Origin of the sequence: uncultured Porphyromonas sp., from assembly GCF_915070105.1 — a bacterium.
Classification (GTDB): Bacteria; Bacteroidota; Bacteroidia; order Bacteroidales; family Porphyromonadaceae; genus Porphyromonas.
On sequence record NZ_CAJZFJ010000008.1, the window covers coordinates 1 to 17,816 of the forward strand.

Consider the following 17,816-nt stretch of genomic DNA (forward strand, 5'->3'; position numbering starts at 1 on the left):
GTATTTCTTTGCGGTTTTTTAAGTTTTATCTTCGTGTATATGAATGTATTGGCGAGTATGTGAAGAGGGTTAGAAGGGTAGGGCCCTAATCGGGTGCAAACATTCTTTCCTGGGAGCTGGTTTCTCCTATACAATAAATAATAGGGGGCATTCCGCCCCTACAGTATCAACTCTAGCTACAGCACTATGACAGAGAGCAAGCGCGCTTTATCCGAGTACATCTACCAGAGTAAGTACTCCCTCTATAGAGAGGATCTGGGGCGCAAGGAGACTTGGGAGGAGAGCATCGATCGCATTCGGGATATGCACCTGACGCACCTAGCATCATTCGCCCCCCAGGCACTGAAGGACGAGTGGTTCATGACGCAGTTCAATGAGGCCATTGATTATTACAAGAAGAAGAAGTTCGTGGGCTCACAGCGTAACCTCCAGTTCGGGGGAGAGCCCGTACTGAAGTCTTCGGCTAAGTCCTATAACTGTAGCTATTCGCACTGTGACCGCCTCGAGGTCTTCCGTGAGACGGAGTGGCTGCTCCTCAGTGGCTGTGGCTGTGGACTCTCCGTAGAGCAGGAGCACGTAGACAAGCTCCCCAAGCTCCTCAAGGCCGAGGAGCTAACCAAGCAGAGCGAGGCCTATGTCGTGGCTGATAGCATCGAGGGATGGGCAGATGCCATCCATCGACTGCTGGAGTATTACTTCGTCCCAGGGACGACTAAGCCCGTCTTCGACTACTCCGAGGTACGTCCCAAGGGGGCACGTATCGCAGGACGCTTCATCGCCCCAGGGCCTGATGGGCTACGTCTATCTCTCGACAAGATCCGCCTCCTGCTCAAGGGTGCTGTGGCAGCTGGACAGACGAGACTGACTGCCCTACAGTGTACGGACATCATCGCCTATCTAGCTGACTCTGTCCTCTCGGGCGGTGTACGTCGCTCCGCACTGATGATCCTCTTCTCTCCCGAGGATAAGGAGATGGTGAACTGTAAGCATGGCGACTGGTTCTCGACCAACCCCCAGCGTGCCCGATTCAATATGTCGGCTGCACTCAATCGTGGAGAGGTCGATCGCTCCGTGTACGAATACCTCTTCGAGGCGATGCGTACGAGTGGCGACCCAGGACTCTACTGGCGTGATAAGTTCGGAGTAGGGTGTAACCCCTGCTGTGAGATCGGCTTCTATCCCACAGACAAGGACGGCAAGACGGGGTGGCAGGTCTGTAACCTAGCCTCGATCAACGGGATGGAGTGTACCTCCGAGGAGGAGTTCTACAAGATCTGTCGCTGTGCCTCGACCCTTGCCACCGTGCAGGCGACCTATATGGATTTCCCCTATCTAAGCCCTGCGACCAAGAATATCATCGAGGCTGACCCGCTCATCGGTGTCTCGATCGGGGGGATTATGAATAACCCCGAGATCCTTACCAACAAGGATATCCTAGCCGTAGGTGCGATACAGGTACGTCAGCAGAATGCTCAGTGTGCCCGTATCCTCGGGATCAATCCTGCCAGCCGTACTACCTGCGTCAAGCCCGATGGTACGGTGAGTCTCCTACTCGGGATGACCTCTGGGATACATGGTGCCTATGCCAAGCGTTACCTACGTAGTGTAGAGGCTAACGTCGAGGAGCCTAACCTCAAGGCCTACGAAGAGGCTAACCCCAAGGCCGTACAGCCCAACATCTTTAAGCCCACGACTGATAAGAAGATCTTCTTCCCCATCGAGGAGTCCGAGGAGACCCTCCTACGAGGTGAGCTCAGCGGGGTCAAGCTCCTGGAGCACGTCAAGCTCGTCCAGCAGAGCTGGGTCATCCCAGGCATGATGGATATGGAGTCTCCCGTCAAGAATAATGTCTCCAACACCGTAGACGTCCCCAGTGATCAGTGGGATGCCGTACGTGACTGGGTCTGGGAGAACCAGAACTATATAGCAGGTGTTACCTTCCTTTCCACCTATGGAGATATGGATCTACCACAGGCGCCTATGTGCCGTGTCTTCACCCCCGAAGAGATCCTGAGGGAGTATGGTGTCGGCTGTATGTTTGCCTCGGGGCTTGTCGTGGATACGATCGAGGTCTTTGGTGATCTATGGAAGGCCTGTGAGGCAGCTCAGGGGCGTGGCGAACAGCTATTCGTCACCGACCAGGCCGTAGATGAGTACATCCGTAAGAATAGCGTAGAGGGAGAGGACTCCCTAACGAGAGAGCACGTACGCTCGATCCTAACCTCCAAGCTACAGGATAAGATCGGCAACCTCTCCGCCAAGCGAGACATCGTACGGCGTATAGAGAAGTTCGCCCACAACTACTATCGAGGAGACCTATACAAGACAGTGAACCTACTGAAGAGCGTGAACAACCTACACCTCTTCGAGCTCCTAAAGAAGACCTACAAGCCTGTAGACTGGAAGGCCGTAGACTTCTCTGGGCGGAGGTACACCAATGCCGACGAGCTAGGGGCGCAGTCCTGCGCTGGTGGTGCCTGCGAGATCAAGTAGGCTACACCTCCCCCCTTTCTCTGAGCTAGCCCCCAAGAGGACGAGTATCCCAAGAGAGCCCGCCTCTTGGGGCTTCGCTCAGAAATTGTATCTTTGCACTCGTAACATCTACCCCTAGGGGTAATTTACTGGCTCAGTAGCTTAGTTGAATAGAGCGTCAGATTCCGGTTCTGAAGGTCGAGGGTTTGAGTCCCTCCTGGGTCACATAATCACTAAGCAAATAGATATATGGCTATTTCACCTAATAAGTTCGTGTCCTGTGGCTACGAGCTCTATGTCGGGGATGAGAATGAGCGTGTCCTCATGGAGGCTACGACCCCAGATCGTCCACTAGAGTATATACAGGGTATGGGGATGATGCTCCCAGAGTTTGAAAAGCATCTCTTTGGACTAAGCGCTGGAGATAAGTTTGACTTTACCCTTAGCGTCGATGAGGCCTATGGCCCTCGCACCGAAGAGGCTGTTCAGGAGCTCCCACGTGAGATCTTCCTTGATCAGAATGGTGACCTAGACTCTAGTGTGCAGGAGGGTGCTACACTGCCTCTATATACACCCGATGGACAGACCGTACGAGGAAGTGTCCTAGAGATCAAGGCAGATGTAGTCGTGATGGACTTCAATCACCCCCTAGCTGGCGAGGAGCTTCACTTCATCGGCGAAGTGCTGGATGAGCATGATGCTACCCCAGAGGAGATCGAGCAGTTCTTCGGTGGTCATGAGGGCTGTGGCTGCGGCTGTGGTCACGACCATGATCACGAGCATAAGCACGGTGAAGATGGGTGTGGTGGCTGCTGTGGCTGTCACTAAATAAGGCACAACATCAGGGCACGGATGTCTGGTGGTATCCCCACCATGGACGTCCGTGTCTTCGTTTATCGAGAGATGAATACATTTGGGCGCATACTTCGGCTGACGACCTTTGGAGAGTCTCATGGTATAGCGATCGGGGGGGTACTAGATGGTTTCCCCTCGGGGCTGGCTATTGACCTCACTCTGGTGCAGGAGGCATTGGAGAGACGTCGCCCAGGTCGCTCTGCTCTCACCTCTCCTAGGCGAGAGCCCGACGAGCTACGTATCCTATCAGGTATCTATGAGGGACGTACGACAGGGGCACCCATAGCCTTCGTCATCGAGAACCAAGATACACGTAGCCGTGACTATTCCACCCTAAGCACCCTCTATCGCCCTGGGCATGCCGACTATACCTATGCAATGAAGTATGGGATACGTGACCCGAGGGGTGGGGGGAGATCCTCGGCCCGAGAGACGGCTGTACGTGTCGTGGCAGGAGCCTTGGCGAATCAGTGGCTACATACCCGAGGAGTAGAGATCCTGACCTATATCTCTGCTATCGGCGATATTACTCTGGAGGATGATCGGTGGAGCTATCCCTCTGATGAGCAGTACCTCAGCTGGCTACGCTCCGGTAGCCAGCATGCACTCTGCTGTCCCGACGAGGCTCTAGCGGAGCAGATGGTAGCCCTCATCGAGGAGGTAAGAGCCGATGGCGATAGTATCGGAGGAGTGATCTCAGGGCGTGTCCTCGGACTGCCCGTTGGTCTCGGTGAACCACTCTATGGCAAGCCCTCTTCGTGCCTAGCCTCGGCGATGATGAGTATCAATGCCGTGAGAGGCTTCGAGCTAGGAGAGGGCTTCGGGATAGCACAGCGGAGAGGATCTGAGGTCAATGACGCCTTCTACAGTGATGAGGGATGTATTCGCATGCGCACCAATTACTCGGGCGGACTGCTCGGGGGCATTACCACCGGTGAGGACTTGACCTACCGTGTGGCTTTTAGGCCTACACCCTCCATTCGGAAGTCTCAGCAGACCGTCAAGACCGATGGCTCAGCTACGACTGTGAGTGTAGAGGGACGGCATGATCCCTGTGTCGTCCTGCGCGCACAGCCCGTAGTGGAGGCCATGACAGCCCTTACACTCATGGACCTCTATCTGGAGTATCTAACCTATAGAGCGAGCTCCGACTCACTCACACCATAAATATATATCCATGGCAAGCCCTGCGGCTAAGGAAAGCATACTAGGGACGATCGTTACCTATATAGGGGTCGGGATAGGATTTCTGACCACCTTCTTCATTCTAGCGAAGTTTCTTACACCTGAGGAGATCGGTCTGACACGTCTCCTACCCGAGCTGGCGACTCAGCTCTCGGGGCTGGGGATGCTGGGGATGACCTATTCGATTAGTCGATACTTCCCCTTCTTCAAGGACAGCCCGAGCAATCCCTATCGTGCTGAGGATGGGCCTAATCACGGCTTCCTATACTATGTCCTCGTCGTCGGGGGAATAGGAGCACTGACGATGGTGCTCCTCTATGTGCTAGCACGTGACCCACTGACTGCCTTATATAGCAAGAATAGCCCTCTACTCTCAGACTTCTACTATGCGATCATCCCACTGACGCTCTTCACGATGGGATGGACGATCTTTGAGCTCTATACCTACCAGCTCCTTAGGGTCGCAGTACCCAAGGGGATCAAGGAGGTGCTCCTGCGCCTACTCCAGCTGGCTGTGTATCTCCTCTATGCCTTTGGGTACATAGACTTCCCCACGATGGTATGGGGCTTCATTGGGAGCTTTGGGGTCTGTATGCTCGTTAGTGGGGTCTATCTGGGGCGGATTACCCCCCTTAGTCTAAGGCATAATCCCAGCTACGTGAGCCTAGAGATGCGTCGTGGCTTCTATCGCTATACCGCTCTGTATACCTTGACCTCTGTGGGGATTACCTTGGCAGGGCGAATGGATCTCTTCATGGTTGCCTTCCTTGACCGAGGGGGACTATCCTCGGCAGGTGTCTATACGATGGCCTTCTATATGGTATCGATCATCGAGATCCCGATGCGTGCCATACTGAGTATCGCTAGCCCTAAGATCGCTGATGCAGCCAAGGAACAAGACCAGCAGCGTGTGGGCGATATCTACAAGCTGGTTGCCTTCTATCAGCTCCTAGCAGGCCTACTGATCTTCATTATGATCTGGGTGAATATCGACAATATCTTCGGTATTATGCCCAATGGTGAGCAGTTCGAGCAGGGCAAGTGGGTCTTCTTCTACCTCGGTCTAGCTAAGCTCGTGGAGCTGACCCTGACGTGTAGCCATACGGTGGTCAGTACATCTCGATACTATCACTGGAATATCTACTACACCTGCTGTGTACTCGTGATGTCCTTTCTCTCTACAATCTTCCTCATCCCAGCTCTCGGTACGATGGGGGCAGCGATAGCTATGCTCTTAACCAATGTCGTGAGCTATGGACTGCAGCAGCTCCTACTGAGTGTGAAGATGCGGGTACATCCCTTCTCTAGGCGTATGCTTCTACTCATACCACTGACACTGCTCGCCTGGGGAGCAGATAGCCTACTCCCTAGGGTTTCCTCGGTCTGGATAGACCTCTTCCTTCGCTCCGCTGTCGTAGGGGTGGTTCTCCTTATCCTTCTGCTCCTGATGCGTATCACCCCAGAGCTTATGGGGATGCTGGAGGGAAGGCTCCCAGCCCGATTTAAGAAGTAGTCCTTAACATAAGACTTTCCTCTAGGATGCAAGATCGTCCCCTTCGGATACTCTTACTCTCAACCTCTGACCTAGGTGGGGGGGCTGCGGAGGCTTGTCGTAGGCTCGTCGAGGCCTTTGCAGGACTATGCTACGTGGAGGTAAGGCTACTGGTGCTCCACCATACTTCAGGTCTGCCCCAGGTAGGCTCGGTGGCCTCTACGCCCCTTAGGAAGCTCCGTGGGCGGGGTTACTTCTTGGCAGAGCGGCTGGAGATCTATCTGAGGAATGGGCATTCGCGGCGTGACCTCTTCCGAGTCTCTACGGCTCGCTATGGGTTCGATGTCTCTAGGCATCCATGGGTGAAGTGGGCAGATGTCCTGCACCTTCACTGGATCAATCAGGGCTTTCTCTCGCTTACTTCGCTGGAGCGGCTGTCGTCTTTGGGCAAGCCAATCTTTACGACACTACATGACCTTTGGATGGCAACTGGGATCTGTCATCTACCTCTGGAGTTTAGCCAGGCTTCGGGTGCTACACTTTGCCCTCGCTACGAGCAGGGCTGTGGTAGCTGTCCTCTGCTGAGAAGTACAGCCGAAGAGGATCTGTCTCGTCAGATACAGCGTGCTAAGGCCTTCCTAGCGGGACCAATGTTTCACTATATTGCAGTGAGCCAAGCCGAGGCTAGGCTCTTCCAACGTAGCCCATTGATGCAGGGCCGACCAGCACCCTTTGTCCTCCCTAATCCTATTGACCTTGATCTCTTCACACCAGAACGAGGTGAGGACGAACTAACCTATGAGTGGTATGCTCCTCATACTCGCTATCTGCTCCTTGTAGCTGCTCGCCTAGATGACGAAGTCAAGGGTGGGCATCTGCTACGTGAGATCTGTACGCATCTGAAGACGGAAGCACCTGAGCTAGTACAAAACCTTTGTCTGCTCTTGGTGGGGAATATCAAGGATCCCAAGGCCTTTGCAGACTTCCCCATCCCCACTCGTGCCTTAGGGGCTATCTCGGATAGAAGAAGCCTAGCCTCGCTCTATCGCCTAGCCTCGGTCACTCTCTCCACGAGTGTCTATGAGACCCAGGGCCAGACACTCGTAGAGGGCCTTGCGACGGGAGTGCCTGCTATCAGCTTTGCCTGTGGAGGGCCAGAGGACATAATACATGATGGGGAGAATGGGTTCTTGATCCCTGCCTTCGATACACAGCTCTATGCTGAGCGGCTTGTCCAGCTCCTCAGAGAGCAGGAGCAGGGAGGCTTCGCTTCGAGTACTTGTCGCCATAGTGTCCAGGGCTTCGCTGCAGATGCGATAGCTGTACAGCTACTCTCCCTCTATGAATACGCACTTTCCCTCCCTACATCTAGATAATAATCTGATGAATAATCGTCCCACGATAACGATCATTACGATCTGCTATAATGCGCAGGCTACGATCTCCCGTACACTGGAGAGTATCCAGGCGCAGACCTATACAGAACTCGAGTACCTAGTCATCGATGGAGCATCAAAGGATGCGACACTAGAACTCGTATCTCAGCTCGCTCCCCGTGCACAGGTCTTCAGTGAGCGAGATCACGGGCTCTATGATGCCATGAACAAAGGGCTCAAGCGTGCCACTGGAGACTACGTGTGGTACATCAATGCAGGTGATGCGCTCCCCTCCCCAACTACAGTAGAGGAACTTGTTGTAGATGCTTTTTCAGGAGGTCAGATGCCCGATGTCATCTACGGAGATACACGGCTGATTGACTCCGAGGGGAAGGAGCTTGGTCTGCGCCGTCTCCGTCCTCCACATGAGCTGACTTGGCGTAGCTTTGAAGAGGGGATGTTGGTCTGTCACCAAGCCTTCATTGTACGACGCACTTTAGCACCACTGTATAACCTCCGCTATCGCTTCTCCTCCGATGTGGACTGGTGTATACGTGTGCTCAAGGAGGCAAAGGTCTGCTACTTCATTGATCGCCCTATCGCTCTATACCTCAACGAAGGGACGACAACGGCTAATCACCGTGCATCGCTGATTGAGCGCTTCGAGATTATGAGTGAGCACTATGGACTTTGGCGTACGCTCCTCAAGCATCTACGCTTCCTCTTTGTGCGTAAGAGGTAATCTCTCTAGCACTTCGCCCCTTATCGAGATAGGCCATACCCTAGTCTGTACTAGTGTATGGCCTATCTTATTGCTCCTCTTGGGAGGCTAGGGGGATTTACCTCTTCTTTAGTATAGGGTAGTTTCTAGGACGACTTGTCACTAATCTTGGTGACTCACTCAAATAAGGAGAGGGACTACCTCTCTATCCGTGGGATAGGGAGGTAGCCCCTCTTTTTGTACTTCTAACTTACGTGAGTAGAGACCTAGCCTACGATCAGTAGGTAATAGTTCTTCTTCCCTCGTTGTACGAGCAGGTAGCGTCCTGCGATGAGCTGCTCTTTCGTTACGAGGTCATCGGGGGAAGCGACCTTCTCCTTGTTGAGGCTTAGCCCACCTGCAGCTATGAGCTTACGAAGTTCGCCCTTCGAGGGGAGGACAGCTGCGTGCTCTGTTAGGAGGTCTGCTATCTTGACCCCTTCATTTAGGATGTCTCGGGAGATCTCAAACTGTGGTACACCCTCGAATACAGAGAGTAGTGTCCCCTCATCGAGTGTCTGTAGCTGTTCCTTCGTTCCTTGTCCGAAGAGGATTGCGGAGGCGGACACGGCAGCTTCGTAGTCTGCTCGGCTGTGTACCAGTACCGTGAGCTCCTCTGCCAAACGCTTCTGTAGGGGGCGAAGGTGGGGAGCTTCGGCCTGCTCCTTCTCCAGCTGGGCGATCTCCTCTTGTCCTAGAGTGGTGAAGATCTTGATGTAGCGAGCGGCATCGGCATCGTTTACGTTTAGCCAGAACTGGTAGAAGGCATAGGGGCTCGTGCGGGCGGGGTCAAGCCATACATTGCCCGACTCTGTCTTGCCGAACTTGCCACCATCAGCCTTGGTGATGAGGGGGCAAACGAGAGCAAAGGCCTCTCCACCCTCCTTACGACGGATCAGTTCTGTTCCGGTCGTGATATTTCCCCATTGGTCTGATCCACCCATCTGCAGGCGGCAGCCATAGTTGCGATAGAGGTATAGATAATCGTAGCCCTGAAGGAGCTGGTAGCTGAACTCTGTGAAGGACATACCAGCGGAGTTCTCACCATTGAGACGCTTCTTCACCGAATCCTTTGCCATCATATAGTTTACGGTGATGTGCTTACCGATATCCCTGATGAATTCTAGGAATGAATAGTCCTTCATCCAGTCGTAGTTATTGACGAGGACGGCAGCATTGGGGGCATCGCTATCGAAGTCCAAGAACTTTGCCAATTGCTTCTTGATGCTCTCTTGGTTGTGGCGTAGGGTCTCTTCATCGAGGAGGTTACGCTCCGCAGACTTCATCGAGGGGTCTCCGATCATACCCGTTGCACCACCGATTAGAGCCAGAGGTCGGTGACCAGCACGCTGGAGATGACGTAGCATCATCACTCCTACTAGGTGTCCGATGTGTAGAGAGTCGGCAGTAGGGTCAATACCGAGGTAGGCAGACGTGCGCTCCTTGAGTAGCTGCTCCTCTGTCCCAGGGATCATATCGTGGATCATCCCTCGCCAGCGAAGCTCTTCAATAAAGTTGGTCATATTATCCTTTAGAATCTATTTGATTATCTATCTTTTGCCCTGCAAAGATACGCATTATTACCAGCCGATATGCCCCCAAAACACTCGTTGTACCCGTTCCCAGATGCTTTTGGCTAGGTCTTCCACCTCAATCTCAAGGGTTGTGCTCGCCTGCTCGTAGACGATACGGATCAATAGGCTTGCTTGATCATCTGTCTCTAGGAAGGCTAGATCCATGCTATGGGCTAAGACAAGGCTCTCGCCCTGATAGTGCTCGCCGAAGCTGAGGTAGATCCCCTTGTCAAGGAGTTGTCTAGCGGTACTAGCCTTCCCACGGAAGCCATGTATGATCCAGGGGCTCTTCGGGGCGTACTTCTTATGCAGGCGCAGTAGTTCATCCTGTGCTCCCACGAGGTGGATGATGAGGGGAAGGGCTCTACGCTCGCTTATCTTGATCTGCTCCTCGAATAAGTGCAGCTGTAGGGAGAAGTCGGTGTCGCATCGTCGATCAAGCCCAGCTTCACCTAGGGCAATGATGCGAGGCTCTCGATCTAGGTGATCTTCTAGCCTCCCAAGAGCTTCCTCTCCTAGTTCAGCTATGTACCATGGGTGTAGGCCTAGGCTATAGTAAGTGCCTTGCTCTTCGGGGAAGGTCATACCTGCGCTAAGGTTTAGGCTAAGGAGTCGTATCTCGTCCTCCTGGTGCTTAGCGAGGGTATGGGTGTGCAGATCTACCCAAGGGGTTGGGGCTATCTTACGTTCCACTTGTGACTAGGGCTTTAGGGTACAGGATCGTAGCCACTCCCACCCCAAGGATGACAACGGAGGATGCGACGGATGGCTAAGTACAGTCCTCGTAGAGGACCATGCCGTCGTATTGCCTCGATCGCATAGGTAGAACACGAGGGGCTGAAGCGACAGGATGGCGGGGTGAGTGGGGAGATGGCTGTCTTGTAGAAGTAGATGGGAAGTAATAGAAGCCAAATAACAAGCTTCCTCAGCCCGTGTAGTAGGGTCTTCATACTCGCTGTTCCTCCTCCTCTCCTTGTATGATTGAGGAGACCTTTGTGAGAGCCTTGAGCATCCCACGCTCTACCTCGTTGTAGTCGGGCAGTTCCTTGGCCACGGATAGGAGACCGAGGTGTATACGCAGGCCTCGTTCGGTGGCTAAGGTCTGTAGTGTATGCTTATTTAGGCGGTAACTCTCTCGGATGAGTCGCTTGATGCGGTTACGCTTATTGGCTCGCTTATGGTATTTCTTGGCCACTACAACGAGGATGGCGGCTCCTGCCTGCTCGCCCTCCTCTATGGGGCGATGATGGACGAGGACACGCAGTGGGTAGGCGATGAAGCCTCTACCTGAAGCAAAGAGAGCGTCTACATCTCGCTTGAGATGCAGACGCTCCTTTTTCTTCAGCGTATAGCGTATGGGGTCGGGCGTGCTACACACGTGGAGGGTCGCCTATTTGTTCTTTTGCTCTAGGTATTTCTCCAGAGCCATAGCCATAGAAGGGGCAGTGGGGGAGGGGGCTGCTAAGTCTAGTCGGAGACCAGCCTGCTCGACAGCTTTACAGGTCGCAGGACCAAAGGCTGCGATGAGAAGCTTCCCTTGTGCAAAGTCAGGGTGGTTATGTAGGAGTGAGGTCACGCCAGCAGGGCTGAAGAAGATGATCATGTCGTACTTCTCCTTCTTCTCCTTCTCTGTGAACTCGGCACTGACAGTGCGGTACATGACAGCGGGGACGAACTGAAGCTTCTTGGCCTCTAGCTGCTCCAGCAGATCTTTCTTATGATCCTCTGCCATAGGTAGGAAGTAGAGCTCCTTGTTATGCTTAGCCATTAGGCTCACGAGCTCTGCCTGACCTCCGGGCTCGGGGAAGAAGACCTTGCGCTTGCGGTAGACGATGAACTTCTGGAGGTAGTTGGCCACCTGCTCGTTGATGCAGAAGTACTTCATGTCATCTGGCATCGTCACACGAAGCTCTTCACTCAGCTGAAAGAAGTGCTCCATGGCCTTACGGGAGGTGAAGACGATCGCAGTGTGATCTAGGATGTTCACCTTCTGGTTGCGAAACTCTCGGGGGGTGACGGATTCTACTTCGATGAAGGCTCGGAAGGTAGCTGTAGCATCATAGCGAGCTGCGATGTCGAAGTAAGGGGACTTCCCTGACTCAGGCTGAGGCTGTGAGATTAGAATCTTCTTGATACTCATTGAAACAAACTCGGTAGGAGATCACTCCTAGTCAAATAGATTCCTGATCCTATAATGTATAGGAATGGAACGACTTCGTGGGCGCAAAGGTACAAAAAAAGAAGCAAGTAGCCTCCCGTCTCCCTCTTAAGCCGACGGGCTACCCCCCAGAATGTCAGGATTTGAATGAGTATAATCGCCCCTAGGAAGATCAGCCCTAGTGATACAGCTGGCATCGGAATTAAGGTCATCAGTGCAAGTAAGAGTACGAGGCGTGCCCGTATCCAGTCCAGAAAGAAATAGTCTTGCTCGAGTAGGGCTCCCTGCTCCTCTGAGAAGAGGATGTACCTCCAGAACTTAAAGACCTGTGTGTGTAGCAGTATGATCACGAGGATCACGAGACTGAAGGCTCCTATCCAGTAGAGCGTCTTCTCATATCCCGTGATAGGCAGACGTCCCATCAGGACGAGGATACGATAGAAGATGAAGCCCCCACCAAGGCTCTCCAGTACATAGGTAATCAACTGGAAGAGCCACACTGGTGCTACCCGAGCCACCTGTGAGCGGATAGTCCCCGTGTGCCGATACTTTATGCTCAGCCAGATCAGTGAGCTGAAGCCCGGAGCTAGTCCCCGCACCAGGAGCGTCAGCAGACCGATAACGAGAATGATGAGGTAGCTTATATTTGTAAATTGCTCTGTCAGTCTGAAATCCATAGACTTATTCTATCATGGAACCCTATTCCCCTACAAAGATACAACCCTTCTGTATAATCGCGCTAAATTAGTTGTATATTTGTAGCAATTCATCCCATAACACTTATCCTAATCACTAAGGCTAACAATAATGAACAACAAGAACTTCCTCTACGGGACGATCATCTTCGTCTCCCTAATCTTTCTTGCCTCTGTCGCCTTTCTAGCGAGTGGGCTAAAGGGCTTCCGCTCACAGACCAAGAAGAACGTCAGTGTGACGGGTATGGCTGAGCGCAACTTTGAGTCTGACCTCATGGTGTGGTCTGCTTCCTTCTCTGTCCAGGCATACGACCTGTCCGATGCCTACAGCGAGCTCACCAAGCAGCGTGAAGCCGTAGCCACCTTCCTCAAGAGCAAGAATGTCCCTGCTGATGCAATCAGCTATAGCAGTGTAAATATCTCACGCGAAGATGAGCGAGTCGAGGATGATCGGCACGTTTATTATCGCTTCAAGGGCTATTCACTCCGCCAGAGCGTGACTATCACCTCCAAGGACATCAATGCCACAGAAGCTGTCTCTCGTCAGATCTCCGAACTCATCACTCAGGGTATAGAGATCCAATCAGAGTCTCCCCGCTACTATTACACCAAGCTCAATGACCTCAAGATACAGATGCTCAAGGATGCCAGTGAAGATGCTCGCAACCGTGCTAAGGTCATAGCCGAAGGGGGAGCATCTAGCTTAGGCAAACTCCAACGCTCCAGCATGGGAGTCTTCCAGATCGTTGGGCAGAATAGTGATGAGGATTACAGTTGGGGAGGCTCATTCAATACCTCCTCCAAGTTGAAGACCGCAACGATTACTGTCACCTCTACCTTCTCTCTCGACTAATCTCCTACCCTTTATCCTCGGTATACGGGGCATCTCATCCCCGACAGATAGCAAGTCGCTATCTGTCGGGGGTTTCTCTTTTCTGAGCCCACCCCCGCTCTGCTAGCTAATCGATCTCCCATCTCTCTCCTTTGCTCCTGCCTCAGCCACTTTGCATCTAGCTCCTCCCTCTTTTATGTACCTTGCCCAAGCCTTAATTACTCTAAAGGGTATCCCCTCAGTCAGCGAATAGCTCACCCCGAAGCCCCTTCCTCTTCCTCTCCTCCTCTATCCCCACCTTTGCTATCGTCCCATACACCTCATCCAAAGCTACCTTTAGCCTTAGTCACTATTCATTTCAGACTAGATAATCACTAGAGAAATCCTTTCCATTTCTCTTTTATATAGGGCATCCCAAGAGGGCAAAATAGGACATACCGAGAAGGGGATATAGGACATATAATGTTCGCCTCTGTCACCTTACATAGGTGACAGAGGCGAACATTATATGTCCCCACCAATCACCTATGTAAGGTGATTGGGATGAACATTACTTGTCCCCACCATGGCAATCATATCTCCTCTCCTAGAGCCTTCGGAGTCTTCTCTCAGCTCCTAGACTCTCAGGTATGAATCATGCTCTTCTTTCCTCTAGCCAAGTCGCTTGTTACTTGATGGTTCACAGTATATCCAGAAAACTCAGATGTCGTGTTCTTTTGTTTCTACAGGGTGTGAACAGGGGCTATATCGGAATTTAAGTAGCCGAATAATGTCCTTATAAGTAATTAGAGGATAAGTACTTGTAAGTGGCGGGTACGGTTTATTACTGGAAAAGAGAAATGTATTGGTAAGGTGTAGAGAGTCAGTCTATATGGAAGGGAATCTTGTGTTATGGTTTGGGTGTTATGTATATCTCCCCTCCCTCTCAAAAAGTAAGCCCTATAGGTAACACACCTATAGGGCTTACTTTGTATGGTTCGTGAGTCGTTGGAGACTCTACTTGAGGGCTCCTAGTTCACGACCAACCTTGATGAAGGCTTCGATGGCCTTGTCAAGGTGATGACGTTCGTGTGCAGCAGAGAGCTGTACTCGGATACGAGCTTGTCCCTTGGGAACAACTGGGTAATAGAAGCCTGTGACGTAGATACCTTCCTCAATGAGGCGTGCTGCGTACTCCTGAGAGAGCTTGGCATCGTAGAGCATTACGGCGCAGATCGCGGACTGCGTAGGCTTGATGTCAAAGCCTGCAGCCATCATCTTGTCTCTGAAGTAGACCACGTTCTCCATGAGCTTGGTGTGGAGTGCATCGCTCTCCTCAAGCATCTTGAAGACTTCTAGCCCTGCACCTACTACAGCGGGGGGAATAGAGTTGCTGAAGAGATAAGGACGTGAGCGCTGACGTAGCATGTCGATCACTTCCTTAGGACCTGTGGTGAAGCCACCGATAGCGCCACCGAAAGCCTTGCCCAGCGTGCCTGTATGGATGTCAATACGTCCATAGCAATTGAACTGCTCAGCTACACCACGGCCAGTAGCTCCGACGACACCCGCAGAGTGGCATTCGTCTACCATAACGAGCGCATCGTACTTATCGGCAAGATCACAGATCTTGTCCATAGGAGCTACGTTACCATCCATGGAGAAGACCCCATCGGTGACGATGATACGGAAGCGTGCAGACTGTGCCTCCTGGAGTACACGCTCGAGATCCTCCATGTTGGCATTCTCATAGCGATAGCGCTGAGCCTTACATAGGCGTACACCATCGATAATGGATGCGTGGTTCAGAGCATCGCTGATGATGGCATCCTCTGGGCCAAATAGAGGCTCGAAGACACCACCATTTGCATCGAAGCAGGCTGCATAGAGGATAGTATCCTCGGTATGGAAGTAGCGTGCGATAGCCTGCTCCAGCTCCTTGTGGATGTCTTGAGTACCACAAATGAAGCGTACAGAACTCATCCCGAAGCCATGGCTATCCATGGCTGCCTTAGCAGCCTGGATGAGGCGAGGGTGATCGGATAGGCCAAGGTAGTTGTTAGCGCAGAAGTTGATGACTTCCTGCCCAGAGCTGATCTTGATGTCAGCAGTCTGCGGGGTGATGATGATACGTTCTCTCTTGTAGAGCCCCGCCTCATCGATGGCTTTCAGTTCCTCGGAGAGGTACTTCTTCATGCCTTTGAACATAATCTTAGATGTATGTATGTGTGTTAGACAGAGAGAGGGTAGCTCCCATATAATAGGAAGCTACCCTCATGAATACTTGCTTAGTTGTCTTTAGGCTCCTCCTCTTCGGTGAAGGTGGTGATATTCGCCGAGACGAGTATGTTATACCACGTGAAGAGCTTCTTGATATCTGATGTGTAGACTCGGTCACGATCATAGGAGGGGAGCACCTCTGCGAAGGCTGATCGTAGAGCTTCGCCATCCTTGAGCAGGTCATCTGCGAATGGTGCTCCTGCCTGTCGCTGGTGTACACGAGTGAGTACCTCCGAGAGAGCCACATCCTCAGCATCAGTGAACATCGAGATGTCTCCCAGTGATACGACCCGATCCTTTGGGTGGATGGGGATACGCTGCCCTGTCTGGAGGGACTCGACGATGAGGTTGTTCTTCCCCTGTGATAGGAGACGGTAGAGCCCTGGCTTGCCAGAGACAGAGAGAATGGTCTTCAACATAACTAGATCGTTGTCTATTCTGATTTATCTTGGTGCAAATGTATATAATCTTACGCAATATCGGTAAGTATATCTTCGATCTGTGCCTCTAGGTCATGAGGTGGCTCGTTGTAGATCGTGTAGTCACAGCGCCGTATCATCTCCTGCTGAGGTAGCTGGTGGGCCATCCGAGCGCGTATGGCTTCCTGCTGGACTCCGTCACGCTTCATCGCCCGCTCTAGGCGAAGGGCATCCGATGCCACTACAGCGATGCTCCGATCGGCATAGGCATCTAGCCCTGCGTCTAGGAGGAGAGCACTCTCTATAGCACATAGACCGAATCCCTCCGTGATCAGAGCCTTTCTCCAGCGAAGGAAGTCTCGCCGTACAGCAGGATGGACTAAGGTATTGATTCGCTCCAGTTGCGCTCGATCACTGAAGATAATCTCAGCTAAAGCACTGCGGTCTAGTCTACCATCTGCGGTTGCATAGAGTCTGTCTCCAAAAAGTTTTATCAATTCCTCTCGTAGTGTGCTGTCCTCATCATAGAGAGCCTTAGCTCGGCTATCCGTATCATAGACGGGGATACCTCGCACTGCAAGTAGTCTGGCCACATAGCTCTTGCCACTGCCTATACCGCCTGTGATACCTAGGGTGAAAATCTTGGGCTCTGTCATGATACACTCTGCGCTGCCCTTAGTTCTTAGAGACTTTATGCTCCTCGATCACATATTGTACACGATCGGGGGAGAGTCGGTAGTGTCGTAGCCAATCAGGCTTCTTGGTTAGCTCGAGGATGAGCTCTCGGGGGATCTCACTATTTTTTGTTTGCTCCTGCTGGGGGTAGGATACCGAGACCTCGAAGTCTCCAGCTTGTACCTCGGTATAGCGTGAGCGAGGCAGGGTAATCTGCAGGCTTATGTTGCTGGGGAGAGGGAGTAGAGTGTATCCCTCTGGTGCACCCCTCACAGAGACAGGGAGTGTAAAGGTCTGTTCGGTGAGTTGCTCCACGGGGAGGTGTGCCTGTATGAGGCTGAGAGAGGCATATACACCCTCGGGTAGGAGGAGCTTGACCTTGGTCGTTGTAGTAGCCTCAAGGAGTTGCTCCTCAAATGGTGCAGTACGTATAGAATGTATCGTATCAAGCACCTTAGCTGGAGCAAAGATTGTTACCTCGGAGGGGGTTAGTTCGACCTCTCCAAGGGAATAACCTTGAGCTACTAGAGGGAGACTACTGATGGAGATTGGTACTACCTTGCGAGCCCTACGATAGGCCATCACATCTATAGAGGCAGGGGTAATGGCTGTGACGCGAGCTGAGGAAGAGAGTCGCTTACGTACCTCCTGCCCGAGCTGAGAACTACTTATGGAGAAGCTCTCACTGGCATCCTTGTGTCGTATGAGGTTCAGGCGGATGGGACTAGCTCCCCGTATGGAGTACTCTAGTATATTACTCCCCTCGTCCTCTAGACTGACCTCGATGGACTCAGGTAGATGGCTTTGGAGTCCGATCTCAGGTGGTATCGAGTCATATTCGATAGGGATGTGAAGGACGTATGGGAAGCGCATCTGTAGGCTCTGTATGAACCAAAAGATAGCCGAGAGGAAGACGAAGAAGAGGAAGGTCAGGATTTGTCCTGTCCTCTTTTTCTTCAGGTCTGGGGTGAGGCTATCAGCCTTTTGCCCTTTACGCCTCTTGATACTCTTTAGATCCAGTTGCATAGCCTAGTGATGATTGGGGTGAGTCTGACTGCTGTCTT

17 protein-coding genes and 1 tRNA gene are annotated in these 17,816 nt (G+C 52.4%); 8 read left to right on the top strand and 10 right to left on the bottom strand.

The window, feature by feature from the left end; translation table 11 throughout:
• Positions 1-186: 186 nt before the first annotated feature.
• From QZ554_RS01525 to QZ554_RS01555, 7 genes are all read left to right on the top strand, one after another.
• Positions 187-2,493, top strand: coding sequence for a hypothetical protein (locus tag QZ554_RS01525; RefSeq protein WP_297193751.1), 2,307 nt, complete (start codon positions 187-189; stop codon positions 2,491-2,493).
• A 130-nt stretch (positions 2,494-2,623) separates the two neighbouring features.
• A tRNA-Arg gene (locus tag QZ554_RS01530) sits at positions 2,624-2,697 on the top strand.
• A 24-nt stretch (positions 2,698-2,721) separates the two neighbouring features.
• Positions 2,722-3,300: an FKBP-type peptidyl-prolyl cis-trans isomerase gene (locus tag QZ554_RS01535; protein ID WP_297193753.1), complete on the top strand. Its 579-nt coding sequence runs from the start codon at positions 2,722-2,724 to the stop codon at positions 3,298-3,300.
• Between the two features lie 75 nt (positions 3,301-3,375).
• Complete coding sequence (gene aroC, locus QZ554_RS01540; protein WP_297193755.1) at positions 3,376-4,494, top strand: chorismate synthase; 1,119 nt, start codon at positions 3,376-3,378, stop codon at positions 4,492-4,494.
• Positions 4,495-4,504: 10 nt separating this feature from the next.
• The gene (locus QZ554_RS01545; protein ID WP_297193757.1) at positions 4,505-6,025 is read left to right on the top strand and encodes a polysaccharide biosynthesis C-terminal domain-containing protein; all 1,521 of its coding nucleotides are present in this window, start codon (positions 4,505-4,507) and stop codon (positions 6,023-6,025) included.
• A gap of 26 nt (positions 6,026-6,051) precedes the next feature.
• Entirely contained in the window at positions 6,052-7,380 is a 1,329-nt protein-coding gene (locus QZ554_RS01550) for a glycosyltransferase (RefSeq protein ID WP_297193759.1), read from the top strand.
• Positions 7,381-7,387: 7 nt separating this feature from the next.
• Positions 7,388-8,122 (top strand): glycosyltransferase family 2 protein, encoded by a 735-nt coding sequence (locus tag QZ554_RS01555; protein WP_297193761.1) that lies wholly within the window; start codon positions 7,388-7,390, stop codon positions 8,120-8,122.
• 245 nt (positions 8,123-8,367) lie between these two features.
• Here the strand turns inward: QZ554_RS01555 and tyrS are convergent, their stop codons facing one another.
• The 6 genes from tyrS to QZ554_RS01585 are packed head-to-tail and all read right to left on the bottom strand — an operon-like array spanning position 8,368 to position 12,549.
• Positions 8,368-9,663, bottom strand: a complete 1,296-nt coding sequence (gene tyrS, locus QZ554_RS01560) for a tyrosine--tRNA ligase (RefSeq protein ID WP_297193763.1) — start codon at positions 9,661-9,663, stop codon at positions 8,368-8,370.
• 57 nt (positions 9,664-9,720) lie between these two features.
• Positions 9,721-10,407, bottom strand: coding sequence for a TatD family hydrolase (locus QZ554_RS01565; RefSeq protein WP_297193765.1), 687 nt, complete (start codon positions 10,405-10,407; stop codon positions 9,721-9,723).
• A 14-nt stretch (positions 10,408-10,421) separates the two neighbouring features.
• Complete coding sequence (gene yidD / locus QZ554_RS01570; RefSeq protein WP_297193816.1) at positions 10,422-10,643, bottom strand: membrane protein insertion efficiency factor YidD; 222 nt, start codon at positions 10,641-10,643, stop codon at positions 10,422-10,424.
• A gap of 17 nt (positions 10,644-10,660) precedes the next feature.
• Positions 10,661-11,092, bottom strand: a complete 432-nt coding sequence (gene rnpA / locus QZ554_RS01575; protein ID WP_297193767.1) for a ribonuclease P protein component — start codon at positions 11,090-11,092, stop codon at positions 10,661-10,663.
• Between the two features lie 12 nt (positions 11,093-11,104).
• A complete protein-coding gene (locus QZ554_RS01580; protein WP_297193769.1) occupies positions 11,105-11,854 on the bottom strand; it encodes a uroporphyrinogen-III synthase in 750 nt (249 codons plus the stop codon).
• Positions 11,851-12,549, bottom strand: coding sequence for a DUF4271 domain-containing protein (locus QZ554_RS01585; protein ID WP_297193771.1), 699 nt, complete (start codon positions 12,547-12,549; stop codon positions 11,851-11,853). Before QZ554_RS01585 ends, QZ554_RS01580 begins: the two co-directional genes overlap by 4 nt.
• 130 nt (positions 12,550-12,679) lie before the next feature.
• Between QZ554_RS01585 and QZ554_RS01590 the strand changes: the two genes are divergently transcribed.
• Entirely contained in the window at positions 12,680-13,420 is a 741-nt protein-coding gene (locus QZ554_RS01590) for an SIMPL domain-containing protein (protein WP_297193773.1), read from the top strand.
• A gap of 975 nt (positions 13,421-14,395) precedes the next feature.
• Here the strand turns inward: QZ554_RS01590 and kbl are convergent.
• From kbl to QZ554_RS01610, 4 genes are all read right to left on the bottom strand, one after another.
• The gene (gene kbl, locus QZ554_RS01595) at positions 14,396-15,586 is read right to left on the bottom strand and encodes a glycine C-acetyltransferase (RefSeq protein WP_297193774.1); all 1,191 of its coding nucleotides are present in this window, start codon (positions 15,584-15,586) and stop codon (positions 14,396-14,398) included.
• 80 nt (positions 15,587-15,666) lie between these two features.
• A complete protein-coding gene (locus QZ554_RS01600) occupies positions 15,667-16,077 on the bottom strand; it encodes a DUF5606 domain-containing protein (RefSeq protein ID WP_297193776.1) in 411 nt (136 codons plus the stop codon).
• A 50-nt stretch (positions 16,078-16,127) separates the two neighbouring features.
• On the bottom strand, positions 16,128-16,733 hold the full coding sequence (coaE, locus tag QZ554_RS01605; RefSeq protein ID WP_297193778.1) for a dephospho-CoA kinase: 606 nt from the start codon (positions 16,731-16,733) through the stop codon (positions 16,128-16,130).
• Positions 16,734-16,752: 19 nt separating this feature from the next.
• Entirely contained in the window at positions 16,753-17,778 is a 1,026-nt protein-coding gene (locus tag QZ554_RS01610; RefSeq protein ID WP_297193780.1) for a CdaR family protein, read from the bottom strand.
• Positions 17,779-17,816 lie beyond the last annotated feature (38 nt).

Excerpts from the sequence above, each read along its gene's own strand:
- kbl (WP_297193774.1), bottom strand. The coding sequence starts at position 15,586 with ATGTTCAAAGGCATGAAGAAGTACCTCTCCGAGGAACTGAAAGCCATC.
- QZ554_RS01525 (WP_297193751.1), top strand. The coding sequence starts at position 187 with ATGACAGAGAGCAAGCGCGCTTTATCCGAGTACATCTACCAGAGTAAG.
- QZ554_RS01555 (WP_297193761.1), top strand. The coding sequence starts at position 7,388 with ATGAATAATCGTCCCACGATAACGATCATTACGATCTGCTATAATGCG.
- QZ554_RS01585 (WP_297193771.1), bottom strand. The coding sequence starts at position 12,549 with ATGGATTTCAGACTGACAGAGCAATTTACAAATATAAGCTACCTCATC.
- QZ554_RS01600 (WP_297193776.1), bottom strand. The coding sequence starts at position 16,077 with ATGTTGAAGACCATTCTCTCTGTCTCTGGCAAGCCAGGGCTCTACCGT.
- QZ554_RS01610 (WP_297193780.1), bottom strand. The coding sequence starts at position 17,778 with ATGCAACTGGATCTAAAGAGTATCAAGAGGCGTAAAGGGCAAAAGGCT.
- QZ554_RS01590 (WP_297193773.1), top strand. The coding sequence starts at position 12,680 with ATGAACAACAAGAACTTCCTCTACGGGACGATCATCTTCGTCTCCCTA.
- QZ554_RS01545 (WP_297193757.1), top strand. The coding sequence starts at position 4,505 with ATGGCAAGCCCTGCGGCTAAGGAAAGCATACTAGGGACGATCGTTACC.
- tyrS (WP_297193763.1), bottom strand. The coding sequence starts at position 9,663 with ATGACCAACTTTATTGAAGAGCTTCGCTGGCGAGGGATGATCCACGAT.
- QZ554_RS01580 (WP_297193769.1), bottom strand. The coding sequence starts at position 11,854 with ATGAGTATCAAGAAGATTCTAATCTCACAGCCTCAGCCTGAGTCAGGG.
- coaE (WP_297193778.1), bottom strand. The coding sequence starts at position 16,733 with ATGACAGAGCCCAAGATTTTCACCCTAGGTATCACAGGCGGTATAGGC.
- aroC (WP_297193755.1), top strand. The coding sequence starts at position 3,376 with ATGAATACATTTGGGCGCATACTTCGGCTGACGACCTTTGGAGAGTCT.
- QZ554_RS01550 (WP_297193759.1), top strand. The coding sequence starts at position 6,052 with ATGCAAGATCGTCCCCTTCGGATACTCTTACTCTCAACCTCTGACCTA.
- QZ554_RS01535 (WP_297193753.1), top strand. The coding sequence starts at position 2,722 with ATGGCTATTTCACCTAATAAGTTCGTGTCCTGTGGCTACGAGCTCTAT.